32 protein-coding genes are annotated in these 26,823 nt (G+C 70.0%); 10 read left to right on the top strand and 22 right to left on the bottom strand.

Annotated elements, in window-relative coordinates; all coding sequences use genetic code 11:
* The 5 genes from BMY19_RS28850 to BMY19_RS28830 form a co-directional block, all read left to right on the top strand.
* A partial coding sequence (locus tag BMY19_RS28850; protein ID WP_244535062.1) for a methyl-accepting chemotaxis protein occupies positions 1 to 591 on the top strand: 591 nt, incomplete at its 5' end.
* A gap of 13 nt (positions 592 to 604) precedes the next feature.
* Complete coding sequence (locus BMY19_RS28845; RefSeq protein WP_100253741.1) at positions 605 to 2,884, top strand: hybrid sensor histidine kinase/response regulator; 2,280 nt, start codon at positions 605 to 607, stop codon at positions 2,882 to 2,884.
* A complete protein-coding gene (gene cheB, locus BMY19_RS28840; protein WP_026605430.1) occupies positions 2,881 to 3,948 on the top strand; it encodes a chemotaxis-specific protein-glutamate methyltransferase CheB in 1,068 nt (355 codons plus the stop codon). The genes BMY19_RS28845 and cheB overlap by 4 nt, the downstream gene beginning before the upstream one ends.
* Positions 3,945 to 5,663, top strand: a complete 1,719-nt coding sequence (locus BMY19_RS28835) for a response regulator (protein ID WP_100253740.1) — start codon at positions 3,945 to 3,947, stop codon at positions 5,661 to 5,663. The genes cheB and BMY19_RS28835 overlap by 4 nt, the downstream gene beginning before the upstream one ends.
* Positions 5,660 to 7,546 carry a response regulator gene (locus BMY19_RS28830; protein ID WP_100253739.1) on the top strand — a complete coding sequence of 629 codons (1,887 nt, stop codon included), beginning with the start codon at positions 5,660 to 5,662 and terminating at the stop codon, positions 7,544 to 7,546. Before BMY19_RS28835 ends, BMY19_RS28830 begins: the two co-directional genes overlap by 4 nt.
* A 412-nt stretch (positions 7,547 to 7,958) precedes the next feature.
* On the opposite strand, the gene rplQ is transcribed toward BMY19_RS28830, so the two are convergent.
* The 5 genes from rplQ to rpsM form a co-directional block, all read right to left on the bottom strand.
* Positions 7,959 to 8,369: a 50S ribosomal protein L17 gene (rplQ, locus tag BMY19_RS28825; RefSeq protein WP_020096288.1), complete on the bottom strand. Its 411-nt coding sequence runs from the start codon at positions 8,367 to 8,369 to the stop codon at positions 7,959 to 7,961.
* 200 nt (positions 8,370 to 8,569) lie between these two features.
* The gene (locus tag BMY19_RS28820) at positions 8,570 to 9,589 is read right to left on the bottom strand and encodes a DNA-directed RNA polymerase subunit alpha (RefSeq protein WP_010686165.1); all 1,020 of its coding nucleotides are present in this window, start codon (positions 9,587 to 9,589) and stop codon (positions 8,570 to 8,572) included.
* A gap of 109 nt (positions 9,590 to 9,698) precedes the next feature.
* Positions 9,699 to 10,571, bottom strand: a complete 873-nt coding sequence (locus BMY19_RS28815; protein ID WP_100253738.1) for an MBL fold metallo-hydrolase — start codon at positions 10,569 to 10,571, stop codon at positions 9,699 to 9,701.
* Between the two features lie 34 nt (positions 10,572 to 10,605).
* Positions 10,606 to 10,995 carry a 30S ribosomal protein S11 gene (rpsK, locus tag BMY19_RS28810; RefSeq protein WP_010686167.1) on the bottom strand — a complete coding sequence of 130 codons (390 nt, stop codon included), beginning with the start codon at positions 10,993 to 10,995 and terminating at the stop codon, positions 10,606 to 10,608.
* A gap of 173 nt (positions 10,996 to 11,168) precedes the next feature.
* Positions 11,169 to 11,537: a 30S ribosomal protein S13 gene (gene rpsM / locus BMY19_RS28805; RefSeq protein WP_010686168.1), complete on the bottom strand. Its 369-nt coding sequence runs from the start codon at positions 11,535 to 11,537 to the stop codon at positions 11,169 to 11,171.
* A gap of 250 nt (positions 11,538 to 11,787) precedes the next feature.
* Between rpsM and BMY19_RS28800 the strand changes: the two genes are divergently transcribed.
* Positions 11,788 to 12,144: a hypothetical protein gene (locus BMY19_RS28800; RefSeq protein WP_020096285.1), complete on the top strand. Its 357-nt coding sequence runs from the start codon at positions 11,788 to 11,790 to the stop codon at positions 12,142 to 12,144.
* 31 nt (positions 12,145 to 12,175) lie between these two features.
* Here the strand turns inward: BMY19_RS28800 and BMY19_RS28795 are convergent, their stop codons facing one another.
* From BMY19_RS28795 to BMY19_RS28715, 17 genes are all read right to left on the bottom strand, one after another.
* The gene (locus BMY19_RS28795; RefSeq protein WP_020096284.1) at positions 12,176 to 12,406 is read right to left on the bottom strand and encodes a hypothetical protein; all 231 of its coding nucleotides are present in this window, start codon (positions 12,404 to 12,406) and stop codon (positions 12,176 to 12,178) included.
* Between the two features lie 95 nt (positions 12,407 to 12,501).
* Positions 12,502 to 13,104, bottom strand: a complete 603-nt coding sequence (locus BMY19_RS28790) for an adenylate kinase (protein WP_020096283.1) — start codon at positions 13,102 to 13,104, stop codon at positions 12,502 to 12,504.
* Between the two features lie 170 nt (positions 13,105 to 13,274).
* A complete protein-coding gene (gene secY, locus BMY19_RS28785) occupies positions 13,275 to 14,621 on the bottom strand; it encodes a preprotein translocase subunit SecY (RefSeq protein ID WP_020096282.1) in 1,347 nt (448 codons plus the stop codon).
* 153 nt (positions 14,622 to 14,774) lie between these two features.
* The gene (gene rplO / locus BMY19_RS28780; RefSeq protein ID WP_091683605.1) at positions 14,775 to 15,278 is read right to left on the bottom strand and encodes a 50S ribosomal protein L15; all 504 of its coding nucleotides are present in this window, start codon (positions 15,276 to 15,278) and stop codon (positions 14,775 to 14,777) included.
* Between the two features lie 10 nt (positions 15,279 to 15,288).
* Positions 15,289 to 15,480 carry a 50S ribosomal protein L30 gene (gene rpmD / locus BMY19_RS28775; RefSeq protein WP_056531230.1) on the bottom strand — a complete coding sequence of 64 codons (192 nt, stop codon included), beginning with the start codon at positions 15,478 to 15,480 and terminating at the stop codon, positions 15,289 to 15,291.
* Between the two features lie 11 nt (positions 15,481 to 15,491).
* A complete protein-coding gene (gene rpsE, locus BMY19_RS28770) occupies positions 15,492 to 16,079 on the bottom strand; it encodes a 30S ribosomal protein S5 (RefSeq protein ID WP_012319173.1) in 588 nt (195 codons plus the stop codon).
* Positions 16,080 to 16,183: 104 nt separating this feature from the next.
* Positions 16,184 to 16,546 carry a 50S ribosomal protein L18 gene (gene rplR, locus BMY19_RS28765; RefSeq protein ID WP_020096279.1) on the bottom strand — a complete coding sequence of 121 codons (363 nt, stop codon included), beginning with the start codon at positions 16,544 to 16,546 and terminating at the stop codon, positions 16,184 to 16,186.
* A 10-nt stretch (positions 16,547 to 16,556) separates the two neighbouring features.
* Positions 16,557 to 17,090 (bottom strand): 50S ribosomal protein L6, encoded by a 534-nt coding sequence (rplF, locus tag BMY19_RS28760; RefSeq protein WP_020096278.1) that lies wholly within the window; start codon positions 17,088 to 17,090, stop codon positions 16,557 to 16,559.
* Positions 17,091 to 17,112: 22 nt separating this feature from the next.
* Positions 17,113 to 17,508 carry a 30S ribosomal protein S8 gene (gene rpsH, locus BMY19_RS28755; RefSeq protein ID WP_100253737.1) on the bottom strand — a complete coding sequence of 132 codons (396 nt, stop codon included), beginning with the start codon at positions 17,506 to 17,508 and terminating at the stop codon, positions 17,113 to 17,115.
* Positions 17,509 to 17,518: 10 nt separating this feature from the next.
* Entirely contained in the window at positions 17,519 to 17,824 is a 306-nt protein-coding gene (gene rpsN, locus BMY19_RS28750) for a 30S ribosomal protein S14 (protein WP_010686179.1), read from the bottom strand.
* A gap of 40 nt (positions 17,825 to 17,864) precedes the next feature.
* Positions 17,865 to 18,431 (bottom strand): 50S ribosomal protein L5, encoded by a 567-nt coding sequence (gene rplE, locus BMY19_RS28745; protein ID WP_020096277.1) that lies wholly within the window; start codon positions 18,429 to 18,431, stop codon positions 17,865 to 17,867.
* On the bottom strand, positions 18,424 to 18,738 hold the full coding sequence (rplX, locus tag BMY19_RS28740) for a 50S ribosomal protein L24 (RefSeq protein ID WP_012319178.1): 315 nt from the start codon (positions 18,736 to 18,738) through the stop codon (positions 18,424 to 18,426). Before rplX ends, rplE begins: the two co-directional genes overlap by 8 nt.
* On the bottom strand, positions 18,738 to 19,106 hold the full coding sequence (gene rplN, locus BMY19_RS28735) for a 50S ribosomal protein L14 (protein WP_010686182.1): 369 nt from the start codon (positions 19,104 to 19,106) through the stop codon (positions 18,738 to 18,740). The genes rplX and rplN overlap by 1 nt, the downstream gene beginning before the upstream one ends.
* A 402-nt stretch (positions 19,107 to 19,508) precedes the next feature.
* Positions 19,509 to 19,886: a hypothetical protein gene (locus BMY19_RS28730; RefSeq protein ID WP_091683603.1), complete on the bottom strand. Its 378-nt coding sequence runs from the start codon at positions 19,884 to 19,886 to the stop codon at positions 19,509 to 19,511.
* A 193-nt stretch (positions 19,887 to 20,079) separates the two neighbouring features.
* Positions 20,080 to 20,775, bottom strand: a complete 696-nt coding sequence (locus tag BMY19_RS28725) for an amino acid ABC transporter permease (RefSeq protein ID WP_100253736.1) — start codon at positions 20,773 to 20,775, stop codon at positions 20,080 to 20,082.
* Positions 20,772 to 21,509 carry an amino acid ABC transporter permease gene (locus tag BMY19_RS28720; RefSeq protein WP_100253735.1) on the bottom strand — a complete coding sequence of 246 codons (738 nt, stop codon included), beginning with the start codon at positions 21,507 to 21,509 and terminating at the stop codon, positions 20,772 to 20,774. Before BMY19_RS28720 ends, BMY19_RS28725 begins: the two co-directional genes overlap by 4 nt.
* A 19-nt stretch (positions 21,510 to 21,528) precedes the next feature.
* Positions 21,529 to 22,332: an ABC transporter substrate-binding protein gene (locus tag BMY19_RS28715; RefSeq protein ID WP_210186939.1), complete on the bottom strand. Its 804-nt coding sequence runs from the start codon at positions 22,330 to 22,332 to the stop codon at positions 21,529 to 21,531.
* A gap of 773 nt (positions 22,333 to 23,105) precedes the next feature.
* On the opposite strand from BMY19_RS28715, the gene rpsL reads away from it, so the two are divergent.
* From rpsL to BMY19_RS28695, 4 genes are all read left to right on the top strand, one after another.
* Entirely contained in the window at positions 23,106 to 23,477 is a 372-nt protein-coding gene (gene rpsL / locus BMY19_RS28710; RefSeq protein ID WP_007557568.1) for a 30S ribosomal protein S12, read from the top strand.
* A 128-nt stretch (positions 23,478 to 23,605) separates the two neighbouring features.
* Positions 23,606 to 24,076 (top strand): 30S ribosomal protein S7, encoded by a 471-nt coding sequence (rpsG, locus tag BMY19_RS28705; protein ID WP_012319183.1) that lies wholly within the window; start codon positions 23,606 to 23,608, stop codon positions 24,074 to 24,076.
* A gap of 30 nt (positions 24,077 to 24,106) precedes the next feature.
* A complete protein-coding gene (gene fusA, locus BMY19_RS28700; RefSeq protein ID WP_020096272.1) occupies positions 24,107 to 26,182 on the top strand; it encodes an elongation factor G in 2,076 nt (691 codons plus the stop codon).
* 44 nt (positions 26,183 to 26,226) lie between these two features.
* On the top strand, positions 26,227 to 26,823 hold a 597-nt coding region (locus tag BMY19_RS28695), incomplete at its 3' end, for a GTP-binding protein (protein ID WP_139215651.1).

Genomic DNA, 26,823 nt, shown 5'->3' with positions numbered 1-26,823 from the left:
GCCATGGACGCGATCCGCGAGCAGGCGGAGGCGGTGGCCGGCAACATCGTCAGCCTGTCGGAGAAGACCCAGACGATCGGCGACATCATCGAGACGGTCAACGACATCTCGGAGCGCACGCACCTGCTGGCGCTGAACGCCGCCATCGAGGCGGCCGCGGCCGGCGAGAGCGGGCGCAGCTTCTCGGTGGTGGCCTCGGCGATGAAGCTCCTGGCCGACCAGGCCAAGGCGGCCACGGGGCAGGTGCGGGGGATCCTGGGCGAGATCCAGCGGGGCATCAACACGTCGGTGATGCTGACGGAGGAGGCGGTCAAGCGCGCGGCGGCGGGCAAGACGCGCTCGGACACGACGCAGCGCACGATCGAGGAGATCACCGCGCGGGTGGAGGAGAACGTGCAGACGTTCCAGCAGATCGTGGCCTCGACCAACCAGCAGCAGCTGGGCATCGAGCAGGTGATGGGGGCGCTGCAGAACATCCGCCAGGCCAGCCAGCAGACCGCGGCCGGCACGCGGCAGGTCGAGGCCGCCTCCGCAAACCTCACCGAGCTCGCCCAGGCCCTCATGGCCCTGGCCGAACGATACCGGCACTGAGGCGGGCGCCCCGTTGGCCGAGGATATCCGCAAGCTCCTGCTCGCCGCCTTCGACGTCGAGCACCGGGAGCACGTCGCGGCGATCCGCGGGGCGCTCGGCAGCGCCACGCCGGACTGGAACGACGTCTTCCGCCGCGCCCACAGCCTGAAGGGCGCCTCCCGCGCCGTCGACCTCCCGGCGGTCGAGGCGGTGGCCCACCGTCTCGAGACGCTGTTCGAGGGCGTGCGCACCGGCGCCACCGCCCTCGACCGCGAGGCGGCCAACGCCGTCCACCTCGCCCTCGACCGGATCGAGTCCTACGTCGCCGGCCTCACCGACGGGTCCGGTCCGGACATGCCGGCCGACGCCCTGGCGGCCCTCGGCCACGTCCTCCGGCTCCCGGGCGAGACGCCGCCGCCGGCACAACCCGCACCACCCGCTCCGCTGCCGGATCCGAGTCCGAGCCCGCCACCGGGGCCCCCCGCCGCGCCGGCATCCCCGCCGGCCGCGACCGCCGCGCCGACACAGGCCGACCCCGCGCCGAAACCCGGCTCCGAGCCGCCGGAGGCCTCCGCGGCGATCCTGCGGGTGCCGGCGGAGGCCGTCGAGGCGCTGGCCCGGGCGAGCCACGATCTCGCCAGCACCCTGGCCGGCCAGGCGCCCGCGGCCGACGGCCTCGCCCGGCTCGCCCGCCTGGCCCGCGACCTGCGCGTCGGCGCCGAGGCTCTCGCGGCCGGGGCCGGCGCGGAGCGGCCCGAGTGGCGCGCCCTCGCGGCGCGCGCGGGCGCCTTCGCCCGGGAGGCCGCGGACCTGTCGCGGCGCCAGGCCTCCGCGACCAGCGCGGTCGAGGGCGCCGCGACCCGCGTCCGCGCCGCCGCCGAGCGCCTCGCCCTGGTCCCGGCCGAGACCGTCCTGGCCCCCCTCGCCCGGTCGCTGCGCGAGACCGCCCGGGAGCAGGGCCGCGAGGTCGATCTCACGTTGCGGGGCCTCGACCTGCCGGTGGAGCGCGGCACGCTGCAGGCGCTGAAGGATCCGCTGCTCCACGCCCTGCGCAACGCCCTCAGCCACGGCTGGCAGGCGCCGGAGGTGCGGCGCGCTGTCGGCAAGCCGGAGGCCCTGGGCCTCGGGCTGGAGGTCGCGGTGCGCGGCGCCCGCCTGCAGGTCACCGTGTTCGACGACGGGCCCGGCCCCGACCTCGCCCGGATCGAGGCGGCGGCCCGCGAGCGCGGCCTCCTCGGCCCCGCTTCCGCGGCCGAACCCGACACCCTGCTGCGCCTCGTGTTCGAGCCCGGCTTCTCCACCGCCGAGGCGGTCGACACCCTGTCGGGGCGCGGCTACGGCCTCTCGGTCGCCGCGGACGCCGCCCGCCAGCTCATGGGCAGCGTCCGCCTGGAGCCGCGCGACCCGGCCGGCACCGCCCTGATCTTCAGCCTGCCGCTCTCGGCGGCCCGGCGCAGCCTGCTGCTGGTCGAGGCGGCCGGGCGCAGCTACGCCCTCCCCGGGGGCGCCGTGGAGCGCCTCCTGCGCCTGCGGCGCGACGACCTGCCGGTCGCCATGGGCCGGACGATCGTGCGCCTCGGTGACGGGGACGCCGCGACGAGCCACCCGGTGACGGACCTCGCCGCGATCCTCGGACAGGTCGCCGACCCGGCCGATCCCGGCACGCTGACCGCCGTCGTCCTGCGGACCGGCGGCGGCCGTCTCGCCCTGGCGGTCGACCGCCTGCACGACGTCCGCCCGTTCCTGGTCCTGCCCGCGCCGGATTTCGGCGCCGATCCGGGTCTGATCGCCGGCACGGCGGTGCTGCACGGGGACGTGCCGGTGCTGGTCCTCGACCCCGAGGGGCTCGCTTCGCGCGCCCAGGCCGGGACAACGGGCGGCGCGCTCGGAACGATGGCGCCGGCTCCACGTTCGACGACTCACGCCGCGGCGGCCGCGTCCGCGCGCGCGACCATCCTGGTCGTCGACGATTCGATCACCACCCGGACTCTGGAGAAGGGAATCTTGGAAGCCGCCGGCTACCGCGTGGTCGTCTGCGTCGACGGGCAGGACGCCCTCGACCGGCTGCGCGCCGAGATCGAGCCCGTGAACCTGGTGCTCGCCGACGTGGAGATGCCGCGCCTCGACGGGTTCGGCCTCCTGAAGGCCCTGCGGGCCGACGAGCGCTTCGCCCGGCTCCCGGCGATCCTGATGACCTCCCGCGGGGATGCCGCCGACGTCGCCCGGGGCCTGGATCTCGGCGCCGACGCCTACCTGACCAAGCAGAAGTTCGACCAGCGCCAGCTGCTGGATACGATCGGGCAGCTCCTATGACCCCCGTCCGTGTGATGCTCGTGGAGGACAGCCTCGTGGTGCGCGAGCTGCTGCGCCACATCGTCTCCCGCGATCCCCGCCTCGAGCTCGTGGCCGCGGTCGCCTCCGGCGAGGAGGCCCTCGACAAGCTCCGGACCGTGCGGCCGGACGTGATCTCGATGGACATCCGCCTGCCGGGGATCGACGGGCTGGAGACGACCCGCCGGATCATGGCCGAGCACCCGACCCCGATCGTCGTGGTGGCGGATTCGGTCGAGGATAACTCGCTGCGCATCTCGATGAACGCGCTCCGGGCCGGGGCCCTGTCGGTCGTCGAGAAGCCCGTGGCCACGACCCATGCCGGCTACGAGGGCGTGGCCGGCGAGATCTGCACGCAGCTGCGGATCATGGCCCAGGTTCCGGTCATCCGCCGCCGGCCGATCGGCACCGAGTGGGCCGGCCGCTCCGCCGTCGCGCCCCAGGCGCCGCTGGCCGACCTGTCCGGGCAGGCCCCGAGCCTCCTGGGCATCGCCGCCTCGACGGGCGGTCCCCCGGCGCTGGCGCGGGTGATCGGCGCCCTGCCCAAGGACTTCCCGCTGCCGGTCCTGGTCGTCCAGCACATGGGCGCGGCCTTCATGGACGGGTTCGCCAGCTGGCTCGACAGCGTCGTCGCCCTCCCGGTCTCCCTCGCCCAGGACGGCGAGCGCGCCGAACCCGGCCGGGTCTACGTGGCCCCGGGCGACCGCCACCTGGAGATCGGCTCCGGCCGGATCCTGCGGGTGATCGATTCCGCGCCGGTCTCCGGCCAGCGCCCGGCCGCCACCGTGCTGTTCCGGTCCATGGCCCGGCAGTCCGGACCCTCCGGCATCGGCGTGCTGCTGACCGGCATGGGCGAGGACGGGGCCCTGGGCCTCGCCGACATGCACCGGGCCGGCGCCCAGACCGTGGCCGAGCACGAGAGCACCGCCGTGGTCTACGGCATGCCGGCGGCGGCCGTGCGGCTCGGGGCCGCCCGCGCCGTCCTGCCCCTCGACCGCGTCGCCGACCACGTCCTGCGTCTCGTGGATGCGGGAGCGCGGCCGTGAGCGAGGCCGGCCCGGCGGAGGTGCCGGCCCGGATCCTTCTGGTGGAGGATTCGGAGACGCAGGCCCTGGAACTGCGCCTGCTGCTGGAGGCGCACGGCTTCGCGGTGGAGCGCTGCGCCTCCGCCGAGACCGCCCTCGATCATCTCAACCGCAGCCAGCCCGACCTCGTGGTGGCCGATTACCATCTGCCGGGCATGAACGGCGACGAGCTGATCCGGCAGATGCGCCTGTCGCTGCGCACCCGGGCCCTGCCGGTCCTGATGCTGACCGGCGGCAGCGGCGGCGAGCGTCAGGGTCTGGAGAGCGGCGCCGACGCCTACCTGCCGAAATCCGCCGACCGCGACCTGATGATCCTGCGCATCCGCGCCCTGCTGCGCGAGCGCCGGCCGACGACCGACGGTGAGGGACCGGGCGCCGCCGCGTTCCGGCGCGGGCGGGTCCTGGTGATCGACGGCAGCGCCACCTACCGGACCTTCCTCGCCGGCGTGATGGGCCAGGACGGCCACCACGTGGCGAGCGTCGACGGGCCGGAGGCAGCCCTGGCCGCCCTGGACGCGGCCGCCGGCGACGAGGCCTTCGACTGCGTGACGGTCGATCTCCTGGGGCACGCCTATGACGGCCTCGCCCTGTGCCGGGCGATCAGCCAGCGGCGCTCGGGACAGGCGGCCGGCGCGGGCTTCCACCTCGTCGGCATCGCCGGCAGCGATCCCGCCAAGGACTTCCTCGTCGAAGCCTACGCGGCCGGCGCCGACGACGTGGTCTCGAAGACCGACGCCGAGGTCCTGGCCCTGCGGGTCCGCGGCTTCGTGCGGCGGCGGCTCCTGGAGGAGGACGACCGGCGCATCGCCGGCCAGTTCGGCGAGCGCGAGCGGGCGGTGGAGCGCGCCCGCGCGGAGGCCGACGCGGCCGAGGCCCGAGCGGGCCTCGCCGACGCCCTGGAGCGGGCCAACCGCGACCTCGCCGACGCCAACCGCCAGCTCACCGAGGCGCAGTCCAAGCTCGTCCAGGCCGCCAAGATGGCCTCGCTCGGCGAGCTGGTGGCGGGGATCGCCCACGAGATCAACAATCCCCTGGCCTTCATCCTGGCCCACCAGGGCACCGTCGAGCGCCTGCTCGGCGAGTTGCCGGGCGCCGCTCCGGAGGCCGCCACCCGCGCCATCGACAAGGCCCGGCAGCGGGTCGGCTCGATGCGGATGGGGCTGACCCGCATCCAGGATCTGGTGCTGAACCTCCGGAAGTTCTCGCGCCTCGACGAGGGCGAGCGCGCCCTGGTCAACGTGCCGGAGGCGATCGAGACGGTGCTCGCGCTGATCCAGCACAAGCTCGGCGAGCGCATCGCGGTGGAGCGCAGCTTCGCGGGCCGCGCCGAGATCCACTGCACCCCGGCGCTGCTCAACCAGGTGGTGATGAACATCCTGGGCAACGCCGCCGACGCCATGCCGGAGGGCGGCACGATCCGGATCACGACCCAGTCGAACCCCGAACTCGACGAGATTCGCATCAGCGATACCGGGCCTGGCATCCCGGATACGCTGCGTGAGAAGATCTTCGAGCCGTTCTTCACGACGAAACCGGTCGGATCCGGCACGGGCCTGGGTCTTGCGATTGCCTACAGCGTCGTTCAAGCGCATAGCGGCTCGCTCACCGTGGAGACGGCCCCGGGTGGGGGAGCCTGCTTCGTGATCGGGATTCCGCGGCAGGCGGCCAGTGCATGAGTGACGGTACGGCAGGTGTAGGGACGATCCTGGCCGTCGACGACGAGCCGGACATCCTGATCGCCCTGGAGGATCTGTTCGAGGATTCCTACCGGGTTCTGACGACCTCGCGCCCGGCCGAGGCGCTGGAGATCCTGCGCGCCGAGCCCGACATCGCCGTCGTGCTCTCGGACCAGCGGATGCCGGGCCTCACCGGCGACGCGCTCCTCGCCGAGGCCCGCAGCTTCCACGACGCGCAGGCGATCCTGCTGACCGGCTACGCCGACATCACCGCGGTGATCGCCGCCCTCAACCGCGGCGGCATCGTCGGCTACGTCACCAAGCCCTGGGACGCGGGCCTGCTCCGCTCCACCGTCCGGCAGGCCTTCGAGCGCCACCGCCTCGGCCGGGACCTCGCCACCGAGCGGGCTCTCCTGCGCGGCCTCCTCGACCACGCCCAGGACGCGATCAGCTTCAAGGACGCGGAGGGCCGCTTCGTCCGGCTGAACGGCCGCAAGGCCGCCCTCCTCGGCCACGACGTCGCCGCCAGCCTCGGGCGGCGCGAGGCCGACCTCCTCGGCCCGAAGGCCGAGGCCGTGACGGCGGCGGACGCGGCCGCGATCCGGTCCGGGGCGGTGGCCGAGAGCCTGATCAGCGACGGCCCGACCGGAGCCGAGCAGTGGAGCCACGTGACGCGGGTGCCGATCCGCGACGCGGGCGGGGCGATCAGCCACCTCGCGACGATCGAGCGCGACGTGACCGAGCAGCGGACCCTGGAGGCGCGCCTGCGCCAGTCGGACAAGATGCAGGCGCTGGGCACCCTCGCGGGCGGCATCGCGCACGATTTCAACAACCTGCTGACCGCGATCCTCGGCAGCCTCGAGCTCGCCGGCCCGAAGGTCGCCGACCAGCCGCGGGTCCAGCGCCTGATCGAGAACGCCCGCGGCGCCGCCGAGCGCGGGGCGTCCCTGACCAAGCGCCTCCTGAGCTTCAGCCGCGCCCACGACCTCCAGGCGCGCGCCGTCGATGTGAACACCCTGATCTCCGGGATGAGCGATCTGTTCGGACGCAGCCTCGGCGGCCTCGTGACGGTCCGGACCGACCTCGCGGACGGCCTGCCGGCGGTCCAGGTCGATCCGGATCAGCTCGAGCTCGCCGTGCTCAACCTCTGCATCAACGCCCGCGACGCCATGCCGGACGGGGGGGCGATCACGGTCGCGACGCGCCGGCTCGCGATCAGCGGCGATCCCGAGATCGCCGACGGCACCTATCTCGGCATCAGCGTCACCGACGAGGGCACCGGCATCCCGGAGGAGATCCTGCGCCGGGTCTGCGAGCCGTTCTTCACCACCAAGGCCGTCGGCCAGGGCACCGGGCTCGGCCTCGCCATGGTGTTCGGCCTCGCGCAGCAATCCAAGGGCCGGCTGGCGATCGACAGCGTGGTCGGTCGGGGCACCCGCGTGGAGCTCGCCCTCCCCTTCGCCGATCAGGCGCCCGAGCAGGCGCCCGAGACCGCCGGCACCGTCCCGGTCGCCGGCCGGCGGGCCCGCGTCCTGATCGTCGACGACGATTCGCAGGTGCGCCACGTGACGGCCTCGTTCCTCACCGGCTTCGGCCACAGCACCACGGAAGCCGGCGACGGCGAGGCCGCGCTCCGGCTCCTCGAGGCCGACCGCTACGACATCGTCGTCGCCGACCTCGCCATGCCCGGCATGAGCGGCATCGAGCTGGCCGCCGAGATCCGCGAGCGCGATCCGCGCCTGCCGGTCCTGATCCTCACCGGACATGCCGAGGCGATGCAGATCCCCGACGACCTGCCGGTGCTCACGAAGCCGTTCCGCTCCGCGGACCTCGCGGCCCGGGTCGCCACGCTGCTCGACGGCGGAGCCGGACCCGTCGGCTGACGGGGGCTTGCAACCAATCGATTGCCGGCTCATTCTCTCCTCGTGGGGCCCGCAGGCCCCGGGTTACGAAGAGGAGGTGGACCATGAGCAATCACGGCATCTTCCCGCGCCGCAGGCGTGACAACGATCTCGACCAGGACGGTCCACCGGACGAGTCCCGGCAGGGATAGGGGTTTTCGGAGCGCGGCGCGGTCGAGTTCCCGGCCTGTCTGAGACGGGCCGCCAGGGCGAGCTCCCGCGACCATCCGAGACGTGGACCCTGCTTCAGACCCGTCGGCGCGAGCCGGCGGGTTTTTTTGTTGTTCGCGCGTCGTCATGGCGATCGCGGCGAGGAGCCGAAACGCGAGAAGCCGCCCCGGAGGGTCCGGGACGGCTTCTCAAAGAATAGGAGCGACGGGGCGCTCCGTGCCGATCAGGCGGCTTCGGAGACCTGGCTCGGACCGGAATCCTTGCCGCGGGCCTCGACGTCGCGGTCGACGAACTCGATCACCGCGAGCGGGGCGTTGTCGCCCTGGCGGAAGCCCGCCTTCATGATCCGGCAGTAGCCGCCCGGACGGCCCTTGTAGCGCGGGCCGAGCACGGTGAAGAGCTTCTTGACCATGTCGGCGTCGCGGAGCTGCGCCATGGCGAGGCGGCGGGTGTGGACGCTGTCGATGCGGCCCAGCGTGATCAGCTTCTCGACGACCGGACGCAGGTCCTTCGCCTTCGGCAGGGTGGTGATGATCTGCTCGTGCTTGATCAGCGCGGCGGACATGTTGGCGAACATCGCCTTGCGATGCTCGGCGGTGCGGTTGAAACGGCGGCCGCGGTAGGCGTGACGCATGGTGCTGGCTTCCTTCTCGTCTCGGCCGCCGTGCCACGGTACGGCCGGGTGCCCCGGGAACGGGGCGGTTGATGTCCGCGTAACCCCGCGGCGGGATTCGTTCGGGACGTGGCGTCGTCGCCGCGGGTCCCGGGCCTGGATGGGCCGAACCGGCGGCGCGGTGCGGCGCCGCCCGGTTCAGCCCGAGGCGGCTTCGCCGCTCAGTAGTGTTCCTCGAAGCGCTTGGCGAGATCCTCGATGTTCTCCGGCGGCCAGCCGGGGATGTCCATGCCGAGATGCAGACCCATGCCGGCGAGCACTTCCTTGATCTCGTTGAGCGACTTGCGGCCGAAGTTCGGGGTCCGCAGCATCTCGCCCTCGGACTTCTGGATGAGGTCGCCGATGTAGACGATGTTGTCGTTCTTCAGGCAGTTCGCCGAGCGGACCGACAGCTCCAGCTCGTCGACCTTCTTGAGCAGCGCCGGGTTGAAGGGCAGCTGCGGCGCGAGCGGCGCGGCCTCTTCCTTGCGCGGATCCTCGAAGTTCACGAAGACCTGCAGCTGGTCCTGGATGATGCGCGCCGCGTAGGCGAGCGCGTCCTCCGGCGAGACCGCACCGTTGGTCTCGACCGTCATGGTCAGCTTGTCCTTGTCGAGATCCTGGCCCTCGCGGGTCGTCTCGACGCGGTAGCTGACCTTGGTGACCGGCGAGAACAGCGAGTCGACCGGGATCAGGCCGATCGGCGCGTCCTCGGGACGGTTGCGCTCGGCCGGGACGTAGCCCTTGCCGGTGGCGACCGTGAACTCCATGCGGATCTCGGCGCCGTCGTCGAGGGTGCAGATCACGAGGTCGGGGTTCAGGATCTGGATGTCGCCGACCGTGCCGATGTCACCGGCGGTGACGAGGCCCGGGCCGGTCTTGCGCAGGGTCATGCGCTTGGGCGCGTCGGTCTGCGAGCGGATCGCGATGGTCTTGATGTTGAGGACGATGTCGGTGACGTCCTCGCGCACGCCCGGGATCGACGAGAACTCGTGCAGCACGCCGTCGATCTGCACCGAGGTCACGGCGGCGCCCTGGAGCGACGACAGGAGCACGCGGCGCAGGGCGTTGCCCAGCGTCGTGCCGAAGCCGCGCTCGAGCGGCTCGGCGACGACCGTGGCGACCCGCTTCGGGTCGTCGCCGGTCGTGACCTGCAGCTTGTTCGGCTTGATCAGTTCCTGCCAATTCTTCTGAATGACCACGATCCTACCTCTCGTCCTTGCCCGGGATCCGCGACGCCCGTCCCCGCGCTTCGGCCACTCGGTGCCGCCCCCTGGCGCCCCGAACGGTCCCTGAAATCCGTATCCGCCGTTACTCGCCGCCGACCCACAGCACCGGCACGAAGCTGTAGCCAGCTCCATCCCGATCCACGTAGCCGAGCGCCGGGAATTCGAGATGGCCGCCGGCGATGAGCGTGCGCTCGCGGGCCACCTCGTCCAGGATCCGCTTGCGCGTCTCCCGCGCTTGGTCGCCGTCGACGTCGAAGCCGACGCCGGCCTCCGGGTTCTTGAACTGGATCGCCGGCAGGTGCACCACGTCGGTCCACATCATCAGCGCCTGTCCACCGGAGACGATGCGGAAACCGCAATGGCCCGGCGTGTGGCCGGGCAGATGGACCGCCGTGATCCCCGGAAGGACCTCGCCGCCGCGATGCTCGCGCACCTTGCCGGCGTAGGGAGCCAGGGACTTGCGGGCGCCCTCGAAGTAGGGCTTCGCGGCCTCCGGCGCCTTGGCCAGGGCCTCGTCCGGAAGCCAGTGCGCCGCCTCGTCGGCGTGCAGCACGATCTCGGCGTTCGAGTAGCGCGCCGCGCCGTCCTTCACGAGACCGCCGACATGGTCGGGGTGCAGGTGACTGACCAGCACCGTGCCGATCTCCTCCGGCGCGACGCCGGTCGACGCGAGCGCCGCCCCGGCCCGGCCGAGGGTCGGCGCCGGCGCGAGATCGCCGTAGCCCGTGTCGATCAGGGTCGGCTTGAGGCCGGGGCCCGTGATCAGGAAGGCGTTCAGCGTGATCTTGGGTTGCTCGGTGCGGAAGCCCGCCACCTGGAGCCGCCCAGCCTCCTCCTTGGAGATGCCCGTGACGAGATCGAGGCTGGCCTGAAACCAGCCGTCGTTGAGCGCGGTGACCGTGAGGTCGCCGAGGTTCCAACGCAGCACGCCCGGAAGCGGCTTCGATCCCGTCATGAGCTTCTCCGTCAAAAGGCTTCGCAGGCTTCGATCAGACGCGGCGGCGCTTGCGCGGCCGGCAGCCGTTGTGCGGGATCGAGGTGACGTCGCGGATCGAGGTCACCGTGAAGCCCGCGGCCTGCAGGGCGCGGAGCGCCGACTCGCGGCCCGAACCCGGACCGGACACCTCGACCTCGAGGGTGCGCATGCCGTGCTCGGCGGCCTTGCGGCCAGCATCCTCGGCGGCGACCTGGGCGGCGTACGGGGTCGACTTGCGCGAGCCCTTGAAGCCCATCGCACCGGCGGACGACCACGAGATCGTGTTGCCCTGCGCGTCCGTGATGGTGATCATCGTGTTGTTGAACGAGGCGTTCACGTGGGCGACGCCCGACACGATGTTCTTGCGCTCGCGGCGGCGGACGCGTTGCGGTTCCTTAGCCATTCTGGTCTCACTCTTCCTTCAGGCACGCCCGTAACACCAGGCGCTCGGGATTCTTTTTGGGACTTGGCCGGAGCACCCGTGCGGGGCGGTCGAGCCGGCGCCGGACCCGTTGCGGGATACCTGACGCGACGGGAAGGAGGCCGAGCGGAGCACGGCCTCCCAGTTCCAAAAACTTACTTCTTCTTGCCGGCGATCGGCTTCGCCTTGCCCTTGCGGGTGCGGGCGTTGGTGTGGGTGCGCTGGCCGCGGACCGGCAGCTGCTTGCGGTGACGCAGACCGCGATAGGCGCCGAGATCCATCAGGCGCTTGATGTTCATCGAGACTTCGCGGCGCAGGTCGCCCTCGACGAGATAGTCGCGATCGATCGTCTCGCGGATCGACAGAACCTCGGCGTCGGTCAGCTGGTTGACGCGACGCTCGGCGGGGATGTTCACCTTCTGGGTGATTTCCTCGGCCTTCTTGGCCCCGATGCCGTGGATGTACTGGAGCGCGATGACGACGCGCTTGTTGGTCGGGATGTTGACGCCTGCGATACGGGCCACGATCACTCTCCATGTGGGACCCGGGGATCCGGGCCGGTGTCGCGCGCGTCCGGTGGAGGCCGGCCCCTGCGCACGTGAAACGACGACGCGGCCCGCGGGCGGCCCTGGACAGGGCACCTCGGACCATCGTTCGGTTGGACGAAGGAGGGCCTGCTAGCGCGCGGGCGGCCCGTTGTCAACGACGGGTCGGCACGGCCTCGCCCCGTCACGCGCGCGTCGCGGCGCCCTGGGATCTGGTCGAGGAGCGAAGATGGCGGTTCTGACGAGCGACGGCGCGACCCTGCGGGCCTTCGCCGATTCGGTGCTGCGCGCCGCCGAGGAGACCCTGGAGGAGGTCATGCCGGTGACGCTGGCGGTGATCGGCGGCGTTCTCGCCGAGGCGGAGCCTGGCTCGGTCGCGCTGCAGGACGCGGATGGTGGTCCGCCCCTGCTCTGGGCGACCTTCGCCGGTCGCCGCATGGTGTTCCGCTACAACACGATGACGGCGATGATCGAGCTGCGCGACGGCACCGCGGAGGGCTACCCGTTGCGCCTGTTCGGCCACCGGTCGCTCCAGATGGACGTCGTCAATTTCTTCGGCAGCCTCCGCAGGGAGGGCCGGATCTGAGCCACGCCCCCGGCGGGCGGCCGCCCGCGCCTCAGCGAAAGCCCTGATTCCGCAGCCGGCAAGTGCGGCCCATGTCCTGGTAGCCCGCCGGGCAGCGGCGGGCGCAAGTCCCCGCCAGATACTTCAGCGGCGGCCGGCAGGCGTTGCGGAACCGCTTCTGGCCGTAAACGAAGGACTGGGCCGGACTCTGCGCGAAGGCCGGCAGCGGCGGGAGGGCCACCGCGAGCAGGAGGGAGGCGGTGGCGAGGAGGCGGACGGTCATGGCGTTTCCGATCGTGGACCCGCCCCATAACCCCCAGGGACACCGCCGGGTTCACGGGCGCGCCGAAACGGTCGGTCAGCGCGCCGCGATCGCCCTCAGGAGGCGACGCGCTCCTCGTGCGGCTCCAGTGTCGCCATCAGGTCGGCCGTGACCTTGTCGATCGGCTGCATGCCGTCGATGGTCTCCAGCATGCCCTTCTGCGCGTAATAGGCGGAGAGGGGCGCCGTCTGGGCGCGGTATGCCTCGAGCCGCTGCTTGAACACCTCGGGGGTGTCGTCCTTCCGCACGGCCTGGCCGCGGGCCAGGGTCTCGGCGGCGCGCTTCTCGATGCGGCCGACCAGGGCGTTCTCGTCGACCTTCAGCTCGATGACGGCGGAGAGGCTCAAGCCCTTGCTCGCCAGCATCTCGCTGAGCGCTTCCGCCTGCGCGACCGTGCGCGGGAAGCCGTCGAGGATGAAGCCGCGGCGGGCGTCCGGCTCCTCGATCCGGTCGGCGACGATGCCGACCACGATCCGGTCGGAGACGAGACCACCGGATTCCATCACCGCCTTGGCCTCGAGGCCGACCGGCGTGCCGGCGGCCACCGCGGCGCGCAGCATGTCCCCCGTCGACAGCTGCGGGATGCCGAAGCGCTGTACGATCCGCTCGGATTGCGTCCCCTTCCCCGCACCGGGCGGCCCGAGCAGAATGATGCGCATGGCGTTGTCCTCGTTCGGCCCACTCTCTCAGTGGGCACAAGCCGTGGTGGCGAAGCCTCCCTGGCATCGCCGGGTTCGGGGTTTTCTAGCCGGTCCGGGCCGGTGAGGCATCCAGACCTTTGGGCCAGAGGCGGGAGCGTCCTCGGGGTCCGGCCGCCTCTGTAGCAGGCTCAGCGCCGCCGTTGCGTGGTCGACGCGCCACGCAGCTTGGCCTTCTTCACGAGGCCCTCGTATTGATGGGCCATCAGGTGACCGTGGACCTGCGCCACCGTGTCCATCGTGACCGAGACCACGATGAGCAGGGACGTGCCGCCGAAGCCGAGGCTGGCCGCGGCGTAGGACGACAGGATCTCCGGGCAGAGGCACACGAGGGTCAGGTACAACGCACCGATCACCGTGATGCGGGTCAGCACCTTGTCGATGAAGGCCGCGGTGCGCTCGCCCGGGCGAATACCTGGGATGAAGCCGCCATGCTTCTTCAGGTTGTCGGCCGTCTCCTGCGGATTGAAGACCACCGCGGTGTAGAAGAACGTGAAGAAGATGATCAGCGCCGCGTAGAGCACCATGAACAGCGGCGTGCCGTGGCCGAGATAGGCAGTGACCGTGCCGAGCCAGCCGGTGGCGCCGCCGTTGGCCGAGAAGCTCGCGGCGGTGGCCGGCAGCAGCAGCAGCGACGAGGCGAAGATCGGCGGGATCACGCCCGAGGTGTTGAGCTTGAGCGGCAGGAACGAGGTCTGACCTTCGTACATACGGTTGCCGACCTGGCGCTTCGGGTAGTTGATCAGGAGCCGGCGCTGGGCGCGCTCCATGAACACGATGAAGTAGACGAGCGCGACGGCGGCGACGCCGACGCCCAGGATGATCGCCGGGGACAGGGCGCCGGTGCGGCCGAGCTCGAGCGCGCCCGCGATCGCCACCGGCAGGTGGGCCACGATGCCGGCGAAGATGATTAGCGACGAGCCGTTGCCGATGCCGCGCGAGGTGATCTGCTCGCCGAGCCACATCAGGAACAGGGTTCCGCCCGTCAGGGTGATCACCGTCGAGGCCAGGAAGAACGGCCCCGGATCGATGGCGGCCGAGGAGCCCTGGAGGCCGATGGCGATGCCCCAGGACTGAACCAGCGCCAGCACCACCGTCAGGTAGCGGGTGTACTGGTTGATGACCTTGCGGCCCGACTCGCCCTCCTTCTTGAGCGCTTCCAGGCTCGGGATCACCGAGGTCAGGAGCTGCACGATGATCGAGGCCGAGATGTAGGGCATGATGTTCAGGGCGAAGATCGCCATGCGCTCCACGGCGCCGCCCGAGAACATGTTGAACAGGCCCAGCACGCCGCCCGCCTGCTGCTGGAAGTTCCGGGCGAACTGCTCCGGATCGATGCCGGGAATCGGGATGTACGTGCCCAGCCGGAACACCACGAGGGCGCCGAGCGTGAACCAGATGCGCTTCTTCAGCTCATCGGCCTTCGCGATCGCACCGAAATTGAGATTGGCGGCAAGCTGCTCGGCGGCTGAGGCCATAAGCGTCGCGTCCTGGAAGTGTCGCCGGGCGACCGGCGCCCGGATGAAATGAAAACGGCGGCCCGCGTGGTCGCAGGGCCGCCGCTCGAAGGATCGGCTTAAAGGGTGCGCGGAGCCCGTGCAACGGGTCCCGCGGTCGCCCCGTAGCGTCCGTCAGGCCGTGGCCGCCTCGCTGCCGCCGCGGGTGGAGGCACCCTGGGCGTAGACGGTGCTGACCGAGCCGCCGGCCTTCTCGACCGCCTCGACGGCGGACTTGGAGGCGCGGGTGACCTCGAAGCTGAGCTTCGCGGTGAGCTCGCCGACGCCGAGCAGCTTCACGCCGTCGCGCGGACGGGCGATGATGCCGGCGGCGACCAGGCTCTCCACCGTGACGGTGGCGGCCTTGTCGAGCTTGCCTGCGTCGACGGCCTCCTGGATCCGGCCGAGGTTCACCTCGTTCAGGTCCTGGGCGTACAGGTTGTTGAAGCCGCGCTTCGGCAGGCGACGATGCAGCGGCATCTGACCGCCCTCGAAGCCCTTGATGGACACGCCGGTCCGGGCCTTCTGACCCTTCACGCCGCGGCCCGCGGTCTTGCCTTTGCCGGAGCCGATGCCCCGGCCCACGCGCATCCGGTCCTTGGTGGCGCCGGGATTGTCGCTGATCTGGTTGAGCTTCATCGGGACCTCCTCACGCCACGTCGCCGTGGACGCGCACGAGGTGCGCAACCTTGCGGATCATGCCGCGCACGGAGGGGGTGTCCTCCAGCTCGGCCACGCGGTGGAGCTTGTTCAGCTTGAGGCCGATCAGCGTCTGGCGCTGGCTGGCCTCGCGGCGGATCGGCGAGCCGATCTGCTCGATGCGGACGGTCTTCTGTGCCATCGGACCCTCCCTTACGCGACCGCGGCTTCGGACTGGTCGGCCGGATCGGCATCGCGGCGACGTGACTGCAGCGTCGACACCTTGATGCCGCGGCGGGCCGCCACGGAGCGCGGGCTATCCTCGTTCTTGAGCGCCTCGAAGGTGGCGCGCACGAGGTTGTAGGGGTTCGACGAACCCAGCGACTTGGCGACGACGTCCTGCATGCCGAGCGTCTCGAACACGGCGCGCATCGGGCCGCCGGCGATGATGCCGGTGCCCTGCGGGGCCGCGCGGAGGATCACCTTGCCGGCGCCGTGGCGGCCGTTGACGTCGTGGTGCAGGGTCCGGCCCTCGCGAAGGGAGACGCGGATCAGACCGCGCTTGGCGGCCTCGGTCGCCTTGCGGATGGCCTCCGGCACCTCGCGGGCCTTGCCGTGGCCGAAGCCGACGCGGCCCTTCTGGTCGCCGACGACGACGAGGGCCGCGAAGCCGAAGCGACGGCCGCCCTTGACCACCTTGGCGACGCGGTTGATGTGGACAAGCTTGTCCACGAACTCGCTGTCGCGCTCCTCGCGATCCTCGCGGCGGCCGCGGCCCCCGCCCTCACGTTCACGTGCCATGTTGTCTACCTGTCCATCTCACTGACGCGGCCGGCGGAGCCGCTCGCTCGATCGGGTTTCGGATATGCCGGGCGAAGAGGATCCGCCCGGCCCGCCGTCGTGACTTAGAACTCCAGGCCACCCTCGCGGGCGGCTTCGGCCACGGCGGCGACGCGGCCGTGGTAGATGTAGCCGGAGCGGTCGAAGATCACCTTCGTGACGCCCGCGGCTTTGGCGCGCTCGGCGACCAGCTTGCCCACCGCCTTGGCGGCGGCGACATCGGCGCCGGTCTTCAGTTCGCCCTTGAGCGCCTTGTCGATCGACGAGGCCGAGGCCAGCGTCTTGCCGGCGACGTCGTCGATGACCTGCACGTAGATCTGCTTCGACGAGCGGAACACCGAGAGCCGCGGGCGGCCGTTGGCGGCGGCCCGCAGCGCGCGGCGGACGCGCGCCTTGCGACGATCGAGGGCTTCGAGCTTGCGAGACATGATGCCCTCCTTACTTCTTCTTGCCTTCCTTGCGGAAGATGAACTCGCCCGCGTACTTCACGCCCTTGCCCTTGTAGGGCTCGGGTCCGCGGTAGTCGCGGATCTCGGCGGCGACCTGACCGACCTGCTGGCGGTTGATCCCGGAGATCGTGATCTCGGTGGGCTTCGGGGTAACGATCGTGATCCCGGCCGGGATCGCGTACTCGATGTCGTGGCTGTAGCCGAGCGACAGCTTGAGCGCCTTGCCGGCCATCGCGGCGCGATAGCCGACGCCGGTGATCTCGAGCTTCTTCTCGAAGCCCTTCGAAACACCCTCGGCGATGTTGGCGATCTGCGCCCGCGACGTGCCCCACAGGGAGCGCGCCGGCTTGGACTGGTTGACGGGCTGCACCTCGATGGCGCCGTCCTTCATCGCCACGTTGACGAGCGACGGAACGACGAACGACAGCTCGCCCTTCGAACCCTTCATCTTCACCGTCTGACCGGTGACCGTGGCGGTAACGCCGGCCGGTACGGGGACCGGCTTCTTGCCTACGCGAGACATGGGATAACCTCCTCCGTCCCGATCAGAACACGGTGCAGAGCACTTCACCGCCGACGTTGCGCTCGCGCGCCTCGTGGTCGGCCATGACGCCCTGCGGGGTGGAGACGATGGTGACGCCGAGGCCGTCGGCCACGTGCGGCAGATCGCCGACCGACGAGTAGACCCGGCGGCCCGGCTTCGAGACGCGCTTGATCTCGCGGATCACGGGGCGCCCGTCGTAGTACTTGAGCTCGATGGCGAACTCGGTGCGGCCGTTGCCGAGGTCGGTCGCCGCGTAGTCGCGGATGTAGCCCTCGGACTTCAGGACGTCGAGGACGCTGGCGCGCAGGCGCGAGCCGGGCGTCTGGACGACGTTGCGACGGCGCAGCTGGCCGTTGCGGATGCGGGTGAGCATGTCGCCCACGGGATCGTTGACCATGGGGACCTCCTTACCAGCTCGACTTGACCAGGCCGGGGATCAGGCCCCGGTTGCCAAGCTCGCGCAGCGCCACGCGCGAGATGCCCATCTTGCGGTAGTAGGCGCGCGGACGGCCGGTCATGCCGCAACGGTTGCGGATGCGCGTGGCCGACGAGTTGCGCGGCAGTTCCGCGAGCTTGAGGCGCGCCTCGAAGCGCTCCTCCATCTCGAGGGCGTCGTTGTTGGCGATCTCGAGGAGCGCCTTCCGCTTGGCCGCGAAGCGCTTCACCAGCGCCTTGCGGGCCTCATTCTTCTCGACTGAGCTTTTCTTCGACATGTCGTCTATCTCCGGTGTCCGCGTCTGAGACCCGAGGGCCTCACTGCCGGAACGGGAACTTGAAGGCGGCGAGCAGCGCCTTGGCCTCGGCATCGGTCTTGGCGGTGGTCGCCACGACGATGTCCATGCCCCACATCTGCTCGGCCTTGTCGTAGGAGATCTCCGGGAACACGAGGTGCTCCTTGAGACCCAGGGCGTAGTTGCCGCGGCCGTCGAACGAGCGCGGGTTCAGGCCGCGGAAGTCACGCACGCGCGGCAGCGCGATGGTGATCAGCCGGTCCATGAACTCGTACATGCGCTGCTTGCGCAGGGTCACCTTGCAGCCGATCGGCATGCCCTCGCGGACCTTGAAGGTCGCGATGGCCTTGCGGGCCTTGGTGATGACCGGCTTCTGGCCGGCGATCAGGGCGAGGTCGCCCGCCGCCACCGAGGCCTTCTTCGAGTCCGCGGTGGACTCGCCGACGCCCATGTTGATCACGATCTTCGTGATCTGCGGCACTTCCATGGGGTTCTTGTAGCCGAACTCTTCGATCAGCTTCTGGCGAACCACCTCGTCGTAGTGCTTGCGCAGGCGCGGGGTGTAGGCGTTCTTGTCGGCCTCAGCCATCGATCTGATCCCCCGTGGTCTTGGCGAACCGGACCTTGCGCCCGTCTTCGAGGATGCGGAAACCCACGCGGGTCGGCTTGCCGTTGGCATCCGCGACCGCGATGTTCGAGAGCTGGATGGCGGCCTCCTTGGAGATGATGCCGCCTTCCTGGTTCTGGGTCTGCTTCTGGTGCTTCTTCACCAGGTTGATGCCGCGCACGAAGGCCCGGCCTTCCTTCGGCAGAACCTGGATCACCTCGCCCGACCGGCCCGAATCGCGGCCGGTGAGCACGACGACCTTGTCGCCCTTCTTGATCTTGGCGGCCATTACAGCACCTCCGGAGCCAGGGAGATGATCTTCATGTGGTTGCGGGCGCGGAGCTCGCGCGGCACCGGTCCGAAGATACGGGTGCCGATCGGCTCCTTCTGATTGTTGATCAGGACCGCGGCGTTCTTGTCGAAGCGGATCACCGAACCGTCGGCGCGCTTCACGTCCTTCGCCGTGCGGACGACGACCGCCTTCATGACGTCGCCCTTCTTGACGCGACCGCGCGGGATCGCCTCCTTGACGGAGACGACGATCACGTCGCCGACGCCGGCATACTTGCGCTTCGACCCGCCGAGAACCTTGATGCACATCACACGGCGTGCACCCGAGTTGTCGGCGACGTCCAGATTCGTCTGCATCTGGATCACGTGCGTGACTCCTTGTTTCAGGCGGGTTTCCGCACACGGACGGTATTGCCCGGCGGACGACGCCTGATGGGGACCTGACGTCCCCGGCTCATGTGTTCGACCGCGCTGGCGGTGTCGTCAGACACCGGCGCGGTCACCGCGTTCACGGGGTGCGAGCACCCATCGGAAATGTCGCGAAGGCCGGGCGCATACTACGGGCCGCGGGTGATGGCAAGCGGAGCGGCGGGAAATCGTCGCTGCCGCATAGGGGGGGTGATCCGGCTTCGGGGCTGGTCCGCGGCGCCGCGCGGCTCGATCGCTGCGGTGCCCGCCCGTCCGGCCGCGGAACGCGAGCCCTGAACGTGCGACGACCGGCGCGCCTCTCGGCGCGCCGGTCGGTTGACGTGCAGCGTTCGGGGTCGATCAGATCGGTTGGCCGGCAGTCTCGAACAGGAATCCGTCGAGGCTCGGGATGGTGACCGAGGCTCCGCTCGCGGGCCTCGACAGGCGCCAGGGTCGCTCCGACCGGGCGCGAATCGCCTCGGACGGGCGAAGCCGCCGCATCAGGCCGTCCTCGCCGACCTCCTCGATCGCCAGGAAGCCGTAGACCTGCAGCCGCGAGGCGGTGAGCTTGAGGCCGCGATCCTCCGCGGCGACGACCATGCTGCCAGTCGCGTAGACAGCGTCCAGGAGGGAGCGCTGCTCGCTGCGGCGACGGTTGCGCGCCTCCCGCTCGCCGGGGGCCTGGGCGGGAATCGGCCGCCGGAACGGAACGACGTTGCTGACCGCGACGCAACCCATACGCAACACCCTCGACGCGAACCTGCGGCGGCGAGTTGGCCGCCCGATGTGCGCGACAATTCGATGGATCGCTTTAATTCTCCGTAGACCGTGCCGGCGCGCACCTGCCCCGATCCGGTACGCCTTGCACGTGTGCCCCGGTAAATCGGTCGTGTCCCGTGAGCCGGCTCGGGCGCGTCGGCCGGCCGCTCCGTCACGGGGTGCGATGTGCCGTGACCTTGCCGGTATTCGTCAGCCGGGCGGCCAGCCCGTCGAGACCGGCGCAGAGGATGCCGTACACGGCACCGACGAAGAGGAAGATCTCGGCCGGGTAGACCATCGCGCGGTTGTTCACCTGCGCCGCCACGAAGGCGAGTTCGGGTACGCCGATCACGTAGGCGAGCGACGTGTCCTTGATGAGCGTGGTCCACTGGTTGACGAAGGACGGTGCCATGGCCCGCAGCGCCTGCGGGAGGACGACGAAGCGCAGGGTGCGCCAGGGGTCGAGGCCGAGCGCGAGGCCGGCCTCCCACTGACCACGGCCGACGCTCGCGATGCCCGCCGCCACCCCGTGGGACAGGTAGGCGCCTCCGACGAGCGACAGCGCCACCGCGACCGTGCCGATCTCGGGGATCGACACGCCGAACAGGATCGGCAGCAGGAAGTAGGTCCAGAAGATCAGCATCACGACCGGCACGGCGCGGAGGACGCCGAGCCCGGCGGTGAGCGCTGCCCGGGCCGCGCCCGCGCTCACGGCCAGGGCGATGCCGAGGACGAGCCCGAGCGCGGCCGAGGCCAGGCCGGACAGGCCGGAGAGGATCAGCGTCAGGCCCAGCCCGCCGACCGGCCCGTCGGGCCAGGCCCCGACCATCAGGTAGCCGAGATTGTCGATGATGACCGACGGATTCATCGGTGCCGGCCCGGTCGACGGGCGCGGCGCTCGAGGATCTGCCCGGTCGTCTCCGCCGCGGCGGCCGCGCCGACGTAGAGCAGCGTCGCGATGCCGAAGGCCTGGAAGGTCTGGAAGGTCTCGGTCTCCACCTGCCGGGACGCGTAGGACAGCTCCGCGAGGCCGATCGTCATGGTCAGCGACGTGTTCTTGAGCGTGTTGAGGTACTGGCCGACGATCGGCAGCCAGGCGACGCGCAGGGCCTGGGGCAGGACGATGTGGCGGAACGCCTGGACGGGCGTGAGGCCGAGGGCCAGGGCCGCCGCCCGCTGAGCGGGCCGGACGGCCCTGATGCCGGCGCGGAGTTCCTCGGCGATGTAGGCGCCCGCGTAGAGCGTGAGCCCGCAGAACCCGGCGAGGCTCTCGTAAGCGGGCCAGCGCAGGATCCCGAATCCCAGGTCCAGGACGTGCGGCGCGTTGAGCCAGGCCGTCACGCCCTGCGGCAGGGCGGCGGCCACCGCGAAGTACCAGACGAAGAGTTGCACCAGCAGCGGCGTGTTGCGGACGATGCCGACGGAGACGGCCACGACGCCGCGCCCCGCGCGCCCGCCCGCCTCGCGCAGCCCGCACGCCGCGAGGCCCAGCACCGTGCCGGCAAGGCAGGTGGCTGCCGACAAGGTAAGGGTCATCCCGAAGCCTTGCAGCAGCCAGACGAGGTAGCGCGGCGCGAGCGGATCGCCGAACAGCGCGGCCATCGTCGTCGTGCCGCCCCGGTCAGGGACGGTCCCCGATCCGGAACAGGCGCGGCAGCGGCTGCTCGGTCGCGGGCCCGAACCAGCGGTCGTAGATCGCCGCCGCCCTGCCGCTCGACTCCAGGCCGCGCAGGGTCTCGTTCACGCGGTCCCGGAGCCGCGCCTCATCCTTCGGGATGCCGACGCCGATATAGTCGTTGGAGATGCTGAAGGCGGGGATCTCGTAGTTCTGCCGGTCCGGCACCTTCGCGAGCAGCCCGACCAGCTTCGGGCCGTCCTGCGTGATCGCCTGGACATTGCCGTTGCGCAGGGCCGTGAATGCGAAGGGCGTGTCGTCGAACGCGACCACGACCGCCTTCGGGAAGTCGCGGCGCAGGACGATCTCGTTGGTGGTGCCCTTGTCTGCACCGATTCGAAGCCCATTGAGCTGCTCCGGCGACGACAGGGTGCCCTTCTTGGCCAGGAACTGCTGGCCGGAGGCGAAGTACGGGATGCTGAAATCGAGCTGCCTCGCCCGCTCGTCCGTGATGGTGAAGTTCGCCAGAACCAGATCGACCTTGCCGGAGGTCAGCAGCGGGATACGATTCGCCGGGTTGGTGGGCCGGATCTCCAGCTTGACGCCGAGCGCGTCGGCGATGGCCTGCGCGTAGTCGATGTCGAGGCCGGCGATCCGTTTCGTCGCGGGATCGACGAAGCCGAACGGCGGGTTGCTGTCGAAGGCGGCGACCCGGAGAACGCCGGCCTTTCTGATGTCGTCCAGACGGTCGGCCGTTGCGGGGCCGACCGACAGGAGGGTCGCGAGAACGAGGGCGAAGAGGCGGCGCACGCGTGACTCCATCGGATGGTTCGGGGCCGGTACAGGCAGAGCGCTGATCAAATATCGCGAATATAGCAGTCTAAATCGCGTCGGACTTCTGCGTTGGAGGATAAATCGATCTGGTCTTCGCTATTGGCGCAAAATCAGAGGATGCCAGCAGGATTTATCTCGACCGCCAGCGCATTTCATCTTTGGGGAACACGAAAATCAACGGAGAAAGATTCTATTTTTTCCTCGCGGGCGGGTGCCGCTCGCCGAAAGATCTGGCGGCTGCGGGGCAGATTCTCCTGCCGCGCCCGGGCAGGGCCCGAGGCTGCGCCGAAGTCCCGCCGCCACGTGGCCGGCCTGCCCCGGCTTCCGTTGACGGGACGAGGCGCCGTGCGCGATAGCGGTCCCTCGGCTCCGCCGTCGCGAAGGCTCGCCGATCGCGGGCGCCCTGCGCGCCCTTGACCGATCCTTAACCTCCGCCGCGGTGCAGTTTTCTGCCGTGACCGCATTGACCTGCGGCGCAACGGCGTCTAGAAGCGCGCCACTTCGGACGGCCATCGGCTGCCGACGGCCCTTGGGCGCAACCCTGGAAGCCGCCGCCATCGCCCCGAGCGCTCCGAGGGTTCAAATCGCCTGACGCTGTAAGTCAGATCCGTAGGTACGAGCGCGTTCGTTTCGGGCGTGCTCCTCTGCCCACACCGCGCCGAGGGTCCGTGACAGGCCCTCCGGCGCATATTCGTTTTGCGGACTGCCCTGCGCAGTTCGGACTAGGTGACCGAGGAAGAGGGCACAGGATGCCGACGATCAACCAGCTGATCGCCCAGCCGCGGAAGATCCAGCGGAGCCGCAACAAGGTTCCGGCGCTCGACGCTTGCCCGCAGAAGCGCGGCGTCTGCACCCGCGTTTACACGACGACCCCGAAGAAGCCGAACTCGGCGCTCCGGAAGGTCGCCAAGGTGCGCCTCACCAACGGTTTCGAGGTGATCGGCTATATCCCGGGCGAGGGTCACAACCTTCAGGAGCACTCCGTGGTGATGATCCGCGGCGGCCGCGTGAAGGATCTTCCGGGTGTGCGCTACCACATCCTGCGCGGCGTGCTCGACACGCAGGGCGTGAAGAACCGCAAGCAGCGCCGGTCGAAGTACGGCGCCAAGCGCCCGAAGTAAGTCGGACGCCCGGATATTTCCCGGGCGCCGGTACGCGTTTCCACGGCCTCGCAAGGATGTCGCCGGCCTGAGGGCTGAGGCGGCCTGCGCGGGGCGCTTAAGATCTTTTCGTTCGAGAGTCTCAGAAGATGTCCCGTCGTCACTCTGCCGAGAAGCGTGAGATCATCCCGGACCCGAAGTACGGGGACGTGGTGCTGACGAAGTTCATGAACTCCATCATGTACGAGGGCAAGAAGTCGACCGCCGAGCGGATCGTCTACGGTGCCTTCGACATCGTCGAGAACCGCGCCCGCGCCAACCCGATCGAGGTGTTCCGCGCCGCGCTCGACAACGTTGCCCCGATGATCGAGGTCCGCTCCCGCCGCGTCGGCGGCGCGACCTACCAAGTCCCCGTCGAGGTCCGCACCGAGCGCCGCCAGGCCCTCGCGATCCGCTGGCTGATCCAGGCCGCGCGTTCGCGCAACGACCGCACCATGGTCGAGCGCCTCTCGGCCGAGCTGCTCGACGCCGCGAACAACCGCGGCAACGCCGTCAAGAAGCGCGAAGACACGCACCGGATGGCGGAAGCCAACCGCGCCTTCTCGCACTACCGCTGGTAAGCGGTTCCGCCGTCTCTCAGGAGCAATTCGATGCCCCGCACGCACGCGATCGAGGACTACCGCAACTTCGGCATCATGGCCCACATCGATGCTGGCAAGACCACGACGACCGAGCGGATTCTCTACTACACCGGAAAGTCCCACAAGATCGGCGAGGTCCATGAGGGCGCCGCCACCATGGACTGGATGGCGCAGGAGCAGGAGCGTGGCATCACGATCACCTCGGCTGCGACGACCTGCTTCTGGCGCGACAAGCGCCTGAACATCATCGACACCCCCGGCCACGTCGACTTCACCATCGAGGTGGAGCGCTCGCTCCGCGTGCTCGACGGCGCCGTCTGCGTGCTCGACGGCAACCAGGGCGTCGAGCCGCAGACCGAGACCGTGTGGCGTCAGGCCGACAAGTACGACGTGCCGCGCGTCGTGTTCGTCAACAAGATGGACAAGATCGGCGCCGACTTCTTCAAGTGCGTCGCCGACATCATCGACCGCGTCGCCGGCAAGCCCGTCTGCCTGCAGCTGCCGATCGGCGCCGAGTCGAGCTTCCAGGGCGTGATCGACCTCATCAAGATGAAGGCGATCGTCTGGTCGGGTGAGGCGCTCGGCGCCAACTTCGACGAGACCGAGATCCCGGCCGACCTCAAGGACCAGGCCGTCGAGTACCGCACCAAGCTGGTCGAGGCCTGCGTCGAGCTCGACGACGACGCCATGGCCGCCTACCTCGACGGCAACGAGCCCGACGAGGCCACCATGCGCGTCCTGGTCCGCAAGGCTGTCCAGCTGCGCGCCTTCCACCCGGTGCTCTGCGGCTCGGCGTTCAAGAACAAGGGCGTGCAGCCGCTCCTCGACGCCGTCGTGGATTACCTGCCCTCCCCGGCCGATCGCGGCGAGATCAAGGGCATCGACTTCAAGACCGAGGAAGAGACCGTCCGTCACCCGTCGGATGCGGATCCCTTCTCCATGCTCGCCTTCAAGATCATGGACGATCCCCACGTCGGCACGATCACCTTCTGCCGCGTGTACTCGGGCAAGGTCGAGACCGGCGCCAACGTGCTGAACTCGTCGCGCGACAAGAAGGAGCGCGTCGGCCGCATGCTCCTGATGCACGCCAACAACCGTGAGGACATCAAGGAGGCCTTCGCGGGCGACATCGTCGCGCTGGCCGGCCTCAAGGACACCCGCACGGGCGACACCCTCTGCGACCCGCAGAAGGCCGTGATCCTCGAGAAGATGGAGTTCCCCGAGCCCGTCATCGAGATCGCCGTCGAGCCGAAGTCGAAGGCCGACCAGGAGAAGCTCGGCATCGCGCTTTCGAAGCTCGCCGCCGAGGACCCGTCCTTCCGCGTCTCCACCGACCAGGAATCCGGCCAGACCATCCTCAAGGGGATGGGCGAGCTCCACCTGGACATCAAGGTCGACATCCTGCGCCGCACCTACAAGGTCGACGCGAATATCGGCCAGCCGCAGGTCGCCTACCGCGAGAAGCTGACCCGCCGGCAGGAGATCGACTACACGCACAAGAAGCAGACCGGCGGTACCGGTCAGTTCGCCCGCGTTAAGTTCGTCGTCGAGCCGAACGAGCCGGGCGCCGGCTTCTCGTTCGAGTCGAAGATCGTCGGCGGCGCGGTGCCCAAGGAGTACATCCCGGGCGTCGAGAAGGGCCTCAACTCGGTCCTCGGCGCGGGCGTCCTCGCCGGCTTCCCAGTGGTCGACGTCAAGGTCGAGCTGGTCGACGGCGCCTACCACGACGTCGACTCCTCGGCGCTCGCCTTCGAGATCGCCTCCCGCGCCGCCTTCCGCGAGGCGCTGCAGAAGGGCGGCTCGGTCCTGCTCGAGCCGGTGATGAAGGTCGAGGTCGTCTCGCCGGAGGAGTACACCGGCTCGGTCATCGGCGACCTGAACGCCCGCCGCGGTCAGATCCAGGGTCAGGACATGCGCGGCAACGCCAACGTCATCAACGCGATGGTGCCGCTGGCCAACATGTTCGGCTACGTGAACCAGCTGCGCTCCTTCTCGCAGGGCCGCGCCAACTTCACGATGCAGTTCGATCACTACGAAGAGGTGCCGCGCGGCGAGGCCGACAAGGTCATCGCCAAGTACGCCTAAGCATCTCTTCTTCCGCAACGCGAATTCGAATCTAGGAGGCTCTGATGGGCAAGGAAAAGTTCTCCCGCACCAAGCCGCACTGCAACATTGGCACGATCGGCCACGTCGATCACGGCAAGACGTCTCTGACGGCGGCGATCACGAAGGTCCTGGCCGAGACGGGCGGGGCGACGTTCACGGCCTACGACCAGATCGACAAGGCGCCTGAGGAGAAGGCGCGCGGGATCACGATCTCGACGGCGCACGTGGAGTACGAGACGCAGAACCGTCACTACGCGCACGTGGACTGCCCCGGCCACGCCGACTACGTGAAGAACATGATCACGGGCGCGGCGCAGATGGACGGCGCGATCCTGGTGGTGTCGGCGGCCGACGGCCCGATGCCGCAGACCCGCGAGCACATCCTGCTGGCCCGCCAGGTCGGCGTCCCGGCGCTGGTGGTGTTCCTCAACAAGGTCGACATGGTCGACGACGAGGAGCTCTTGGAGCTGGTCGAGCTGGAGGTGCGCGAGCTGCTCTCCAAGTACGACTTCCCGGGCGACGACATCCCGATCACCAAGGGCTCGGCGCTGATGGCGCTCGAGGACAAGGAGCCGAAGATCGGCAAGGAGGCGGTCCTGGCGCTGATGGCGACCGTGGAC

This window comes from Methylobacterium sp. UNC300MFChir4.1 (assembly GCF_900110155.1).
In the GTDB taxonomy this organism is placed as follows: Bacteria; Pseudomonadota; Alphaproteobacteria; order Rhizobiales; family Beijerinckiaceae; genus Methylobacterium.
Note: the sequence above shows the minus strand (reverse complement) of the source record. Positions and strands in the feature narration are given on the sequence as shown.

Excerpts from the sequence above, each read along its gene's own strand:
- cheB (WP_026605430.1), top strand. The coding sequence starts at position 2,881 with ATGACCCCCGTCCGTGTGATGCTCGTGGAGGACAGCCTCGTGGTGCGC.
- BMY19_RS28830 (WP_100253739.1), top strand. The coding sequence starts at position 5,660 with ATGAGTGACGGTACGGCAGGTGTAGGGACGATCCTGGCCGTCGACGAC.
- rplQ (WP_020096288.1), bottom strand. The coding sequence starts at position 8,369 with ATGCGTCACGCCTACCGCGGCCGCCGTTTCAACCGCACCGCCGAGCAT.
- BMY19_RS28815 (WP_100253738.1), bottom strand. The coding sequence starts at position 10,571 with ATGACGGGATCGAAGCCGCTTCCGGGCGTGCTGCGTTGGAACCTCGGC.
- rpsK (WP_010686167.1), bottom strand. The coding sequence starts at position 10,995 with ATGGCTAAGGAACCGCAACGCGTCCGCCGCCGCGAGCGCAAGAACATC.
- BMY19_RS28800 (WP_020096285.1), top strand. The coding sequence starts at position 11,788 with ATGGCGGTTCTGACGAGCGACGGCGCGACCCTGCGGGCCTTCGCCGAT.
- BMY19_RS28795 (WP_020096284.1), bottom strand. The coding sequence starts at position 12,406 with ATGACCGTCCGCCTCCTCGCCACCGCCTCCCTCCTGCTCGCGGTGGCC.
- BMY19_RS28790 (WP_020096283.1), bottom strand. The coding sequence starts at position 13,104 with ATGCGCATCATTCTGCTCGGGCCGCCCGGTGCGGGGAAGGGGACGCAA.
- secY (WP_020096282.1), bottom strand. The coding sequence starts at position 14,621 with ATGGCCTCAGCCGCCGAGCAGCTTGCCGCCAATCTCAATTTCGGTGCG.
- rplO (WP_091683605.1), bottom strand. The coding sequence starts at position 15,278 with ATGAAGCTCAACCAGATCAGCGACAATCCCGGCGCCACCAAGGACCGG.
- rpmD (WP_056531230.1), bottom strand. The coding sequence starts at position 15,480 with ATGGCACAGAAGACCGTCCGCATCGAGCAGATCGGCTCGCCGATCCGC.
- rpsE (WP_012319173.1), bottom strand. The coding sequence starts at position 16,079 with ATGGCACGTGAACGTGAGGGCGGGGGCCGCGGCCGCCGCGAGGATCGC.
- rplR (WP_020096279.1), bottom strand. The coding sequence starts at position 16,546 with ATGTCTCGCAAGCTCGAAGCCCTCGATCGTCGCAAGGCGCGCGTCCGC.
- rplF (WP_020096278.1), bottom strand. The coding sequence starts at position 17,090 with ATGTCTCGCGTAGGCAAGAAGCCGGTCCCCGTACCGGCCGGCGTTACC.
- rpsH (WP_100253737.1), bottom strand. The coding sequence starts at position 17,508 with ATGGTCAACGATCCCGTGGGCGACATGCTCACCCGCATCCGCAACGGC.
- rpsN (WP_010686179.1), bottom strand. The coding sequence starts at position 17,824 with ATGTCGAAGAAAAGCTCAGTCGAGAAGAATGAGGCCCGCAAGGCGCTG.
- rplE (WP_020096277.1), bottom strand. The coding sequence starts at position 18,431 with ATGGCTGAGGCCGACAAGAACGCCTACACCCCGCGCCTGCGCAAGCAC.
- rplX (WP_012319178.1), bottom strand. The coding sequence starts at position 18,738 with ATGGCCGCCAAGATCAAGAAGGGCGACAAGGTCGTCGTGCTCACCGGC.
- BMY19_RS28730 (WP_091683603.1), bottom strand. The coding sequence starts at position 19,886 with ATGGGTTGCGTCGCGGTCAGCAACGTCGTTCCGTTCCGGCGGCCGATT.
- BMY19_RS28725 (WP_100253736.1), bottom strand. The coding sequence starts at position 20,775 with ATGAATCCGTCGGTCATCATCGACAATCTCGGCTACCTGATGGTCGGG.
- BMY19_RS28720 (WP_100253735.1), bottom strand. The coding sequence starts at position 21,509 with ATGGCCGCGCTGTTCGGCGATCCGCTCGCGCCGCGCTACCTCGTCTGG.
- rpsL (WP_007557568.1), top strand. The coding sequence starts at position 23,106 with ATGCCGACGATCAACCAGCTGATCGCCCAGCCGCGGAAGATCCAGCGG.
- rpsG (WP_012319183.1), top strand. The coding sequence starts at position 23,606 with ATGTCCCGTCGTCACTCTGCCGAGAAGCGTGAGATCATCCCGGACCCG.
- fusA (WP_020096272.1), top strand. The coding sequence starts at position 24,107 with ATGCCCCGCACGCACGCGATCGAGGACTACCGCAACTTCGGCATCATG.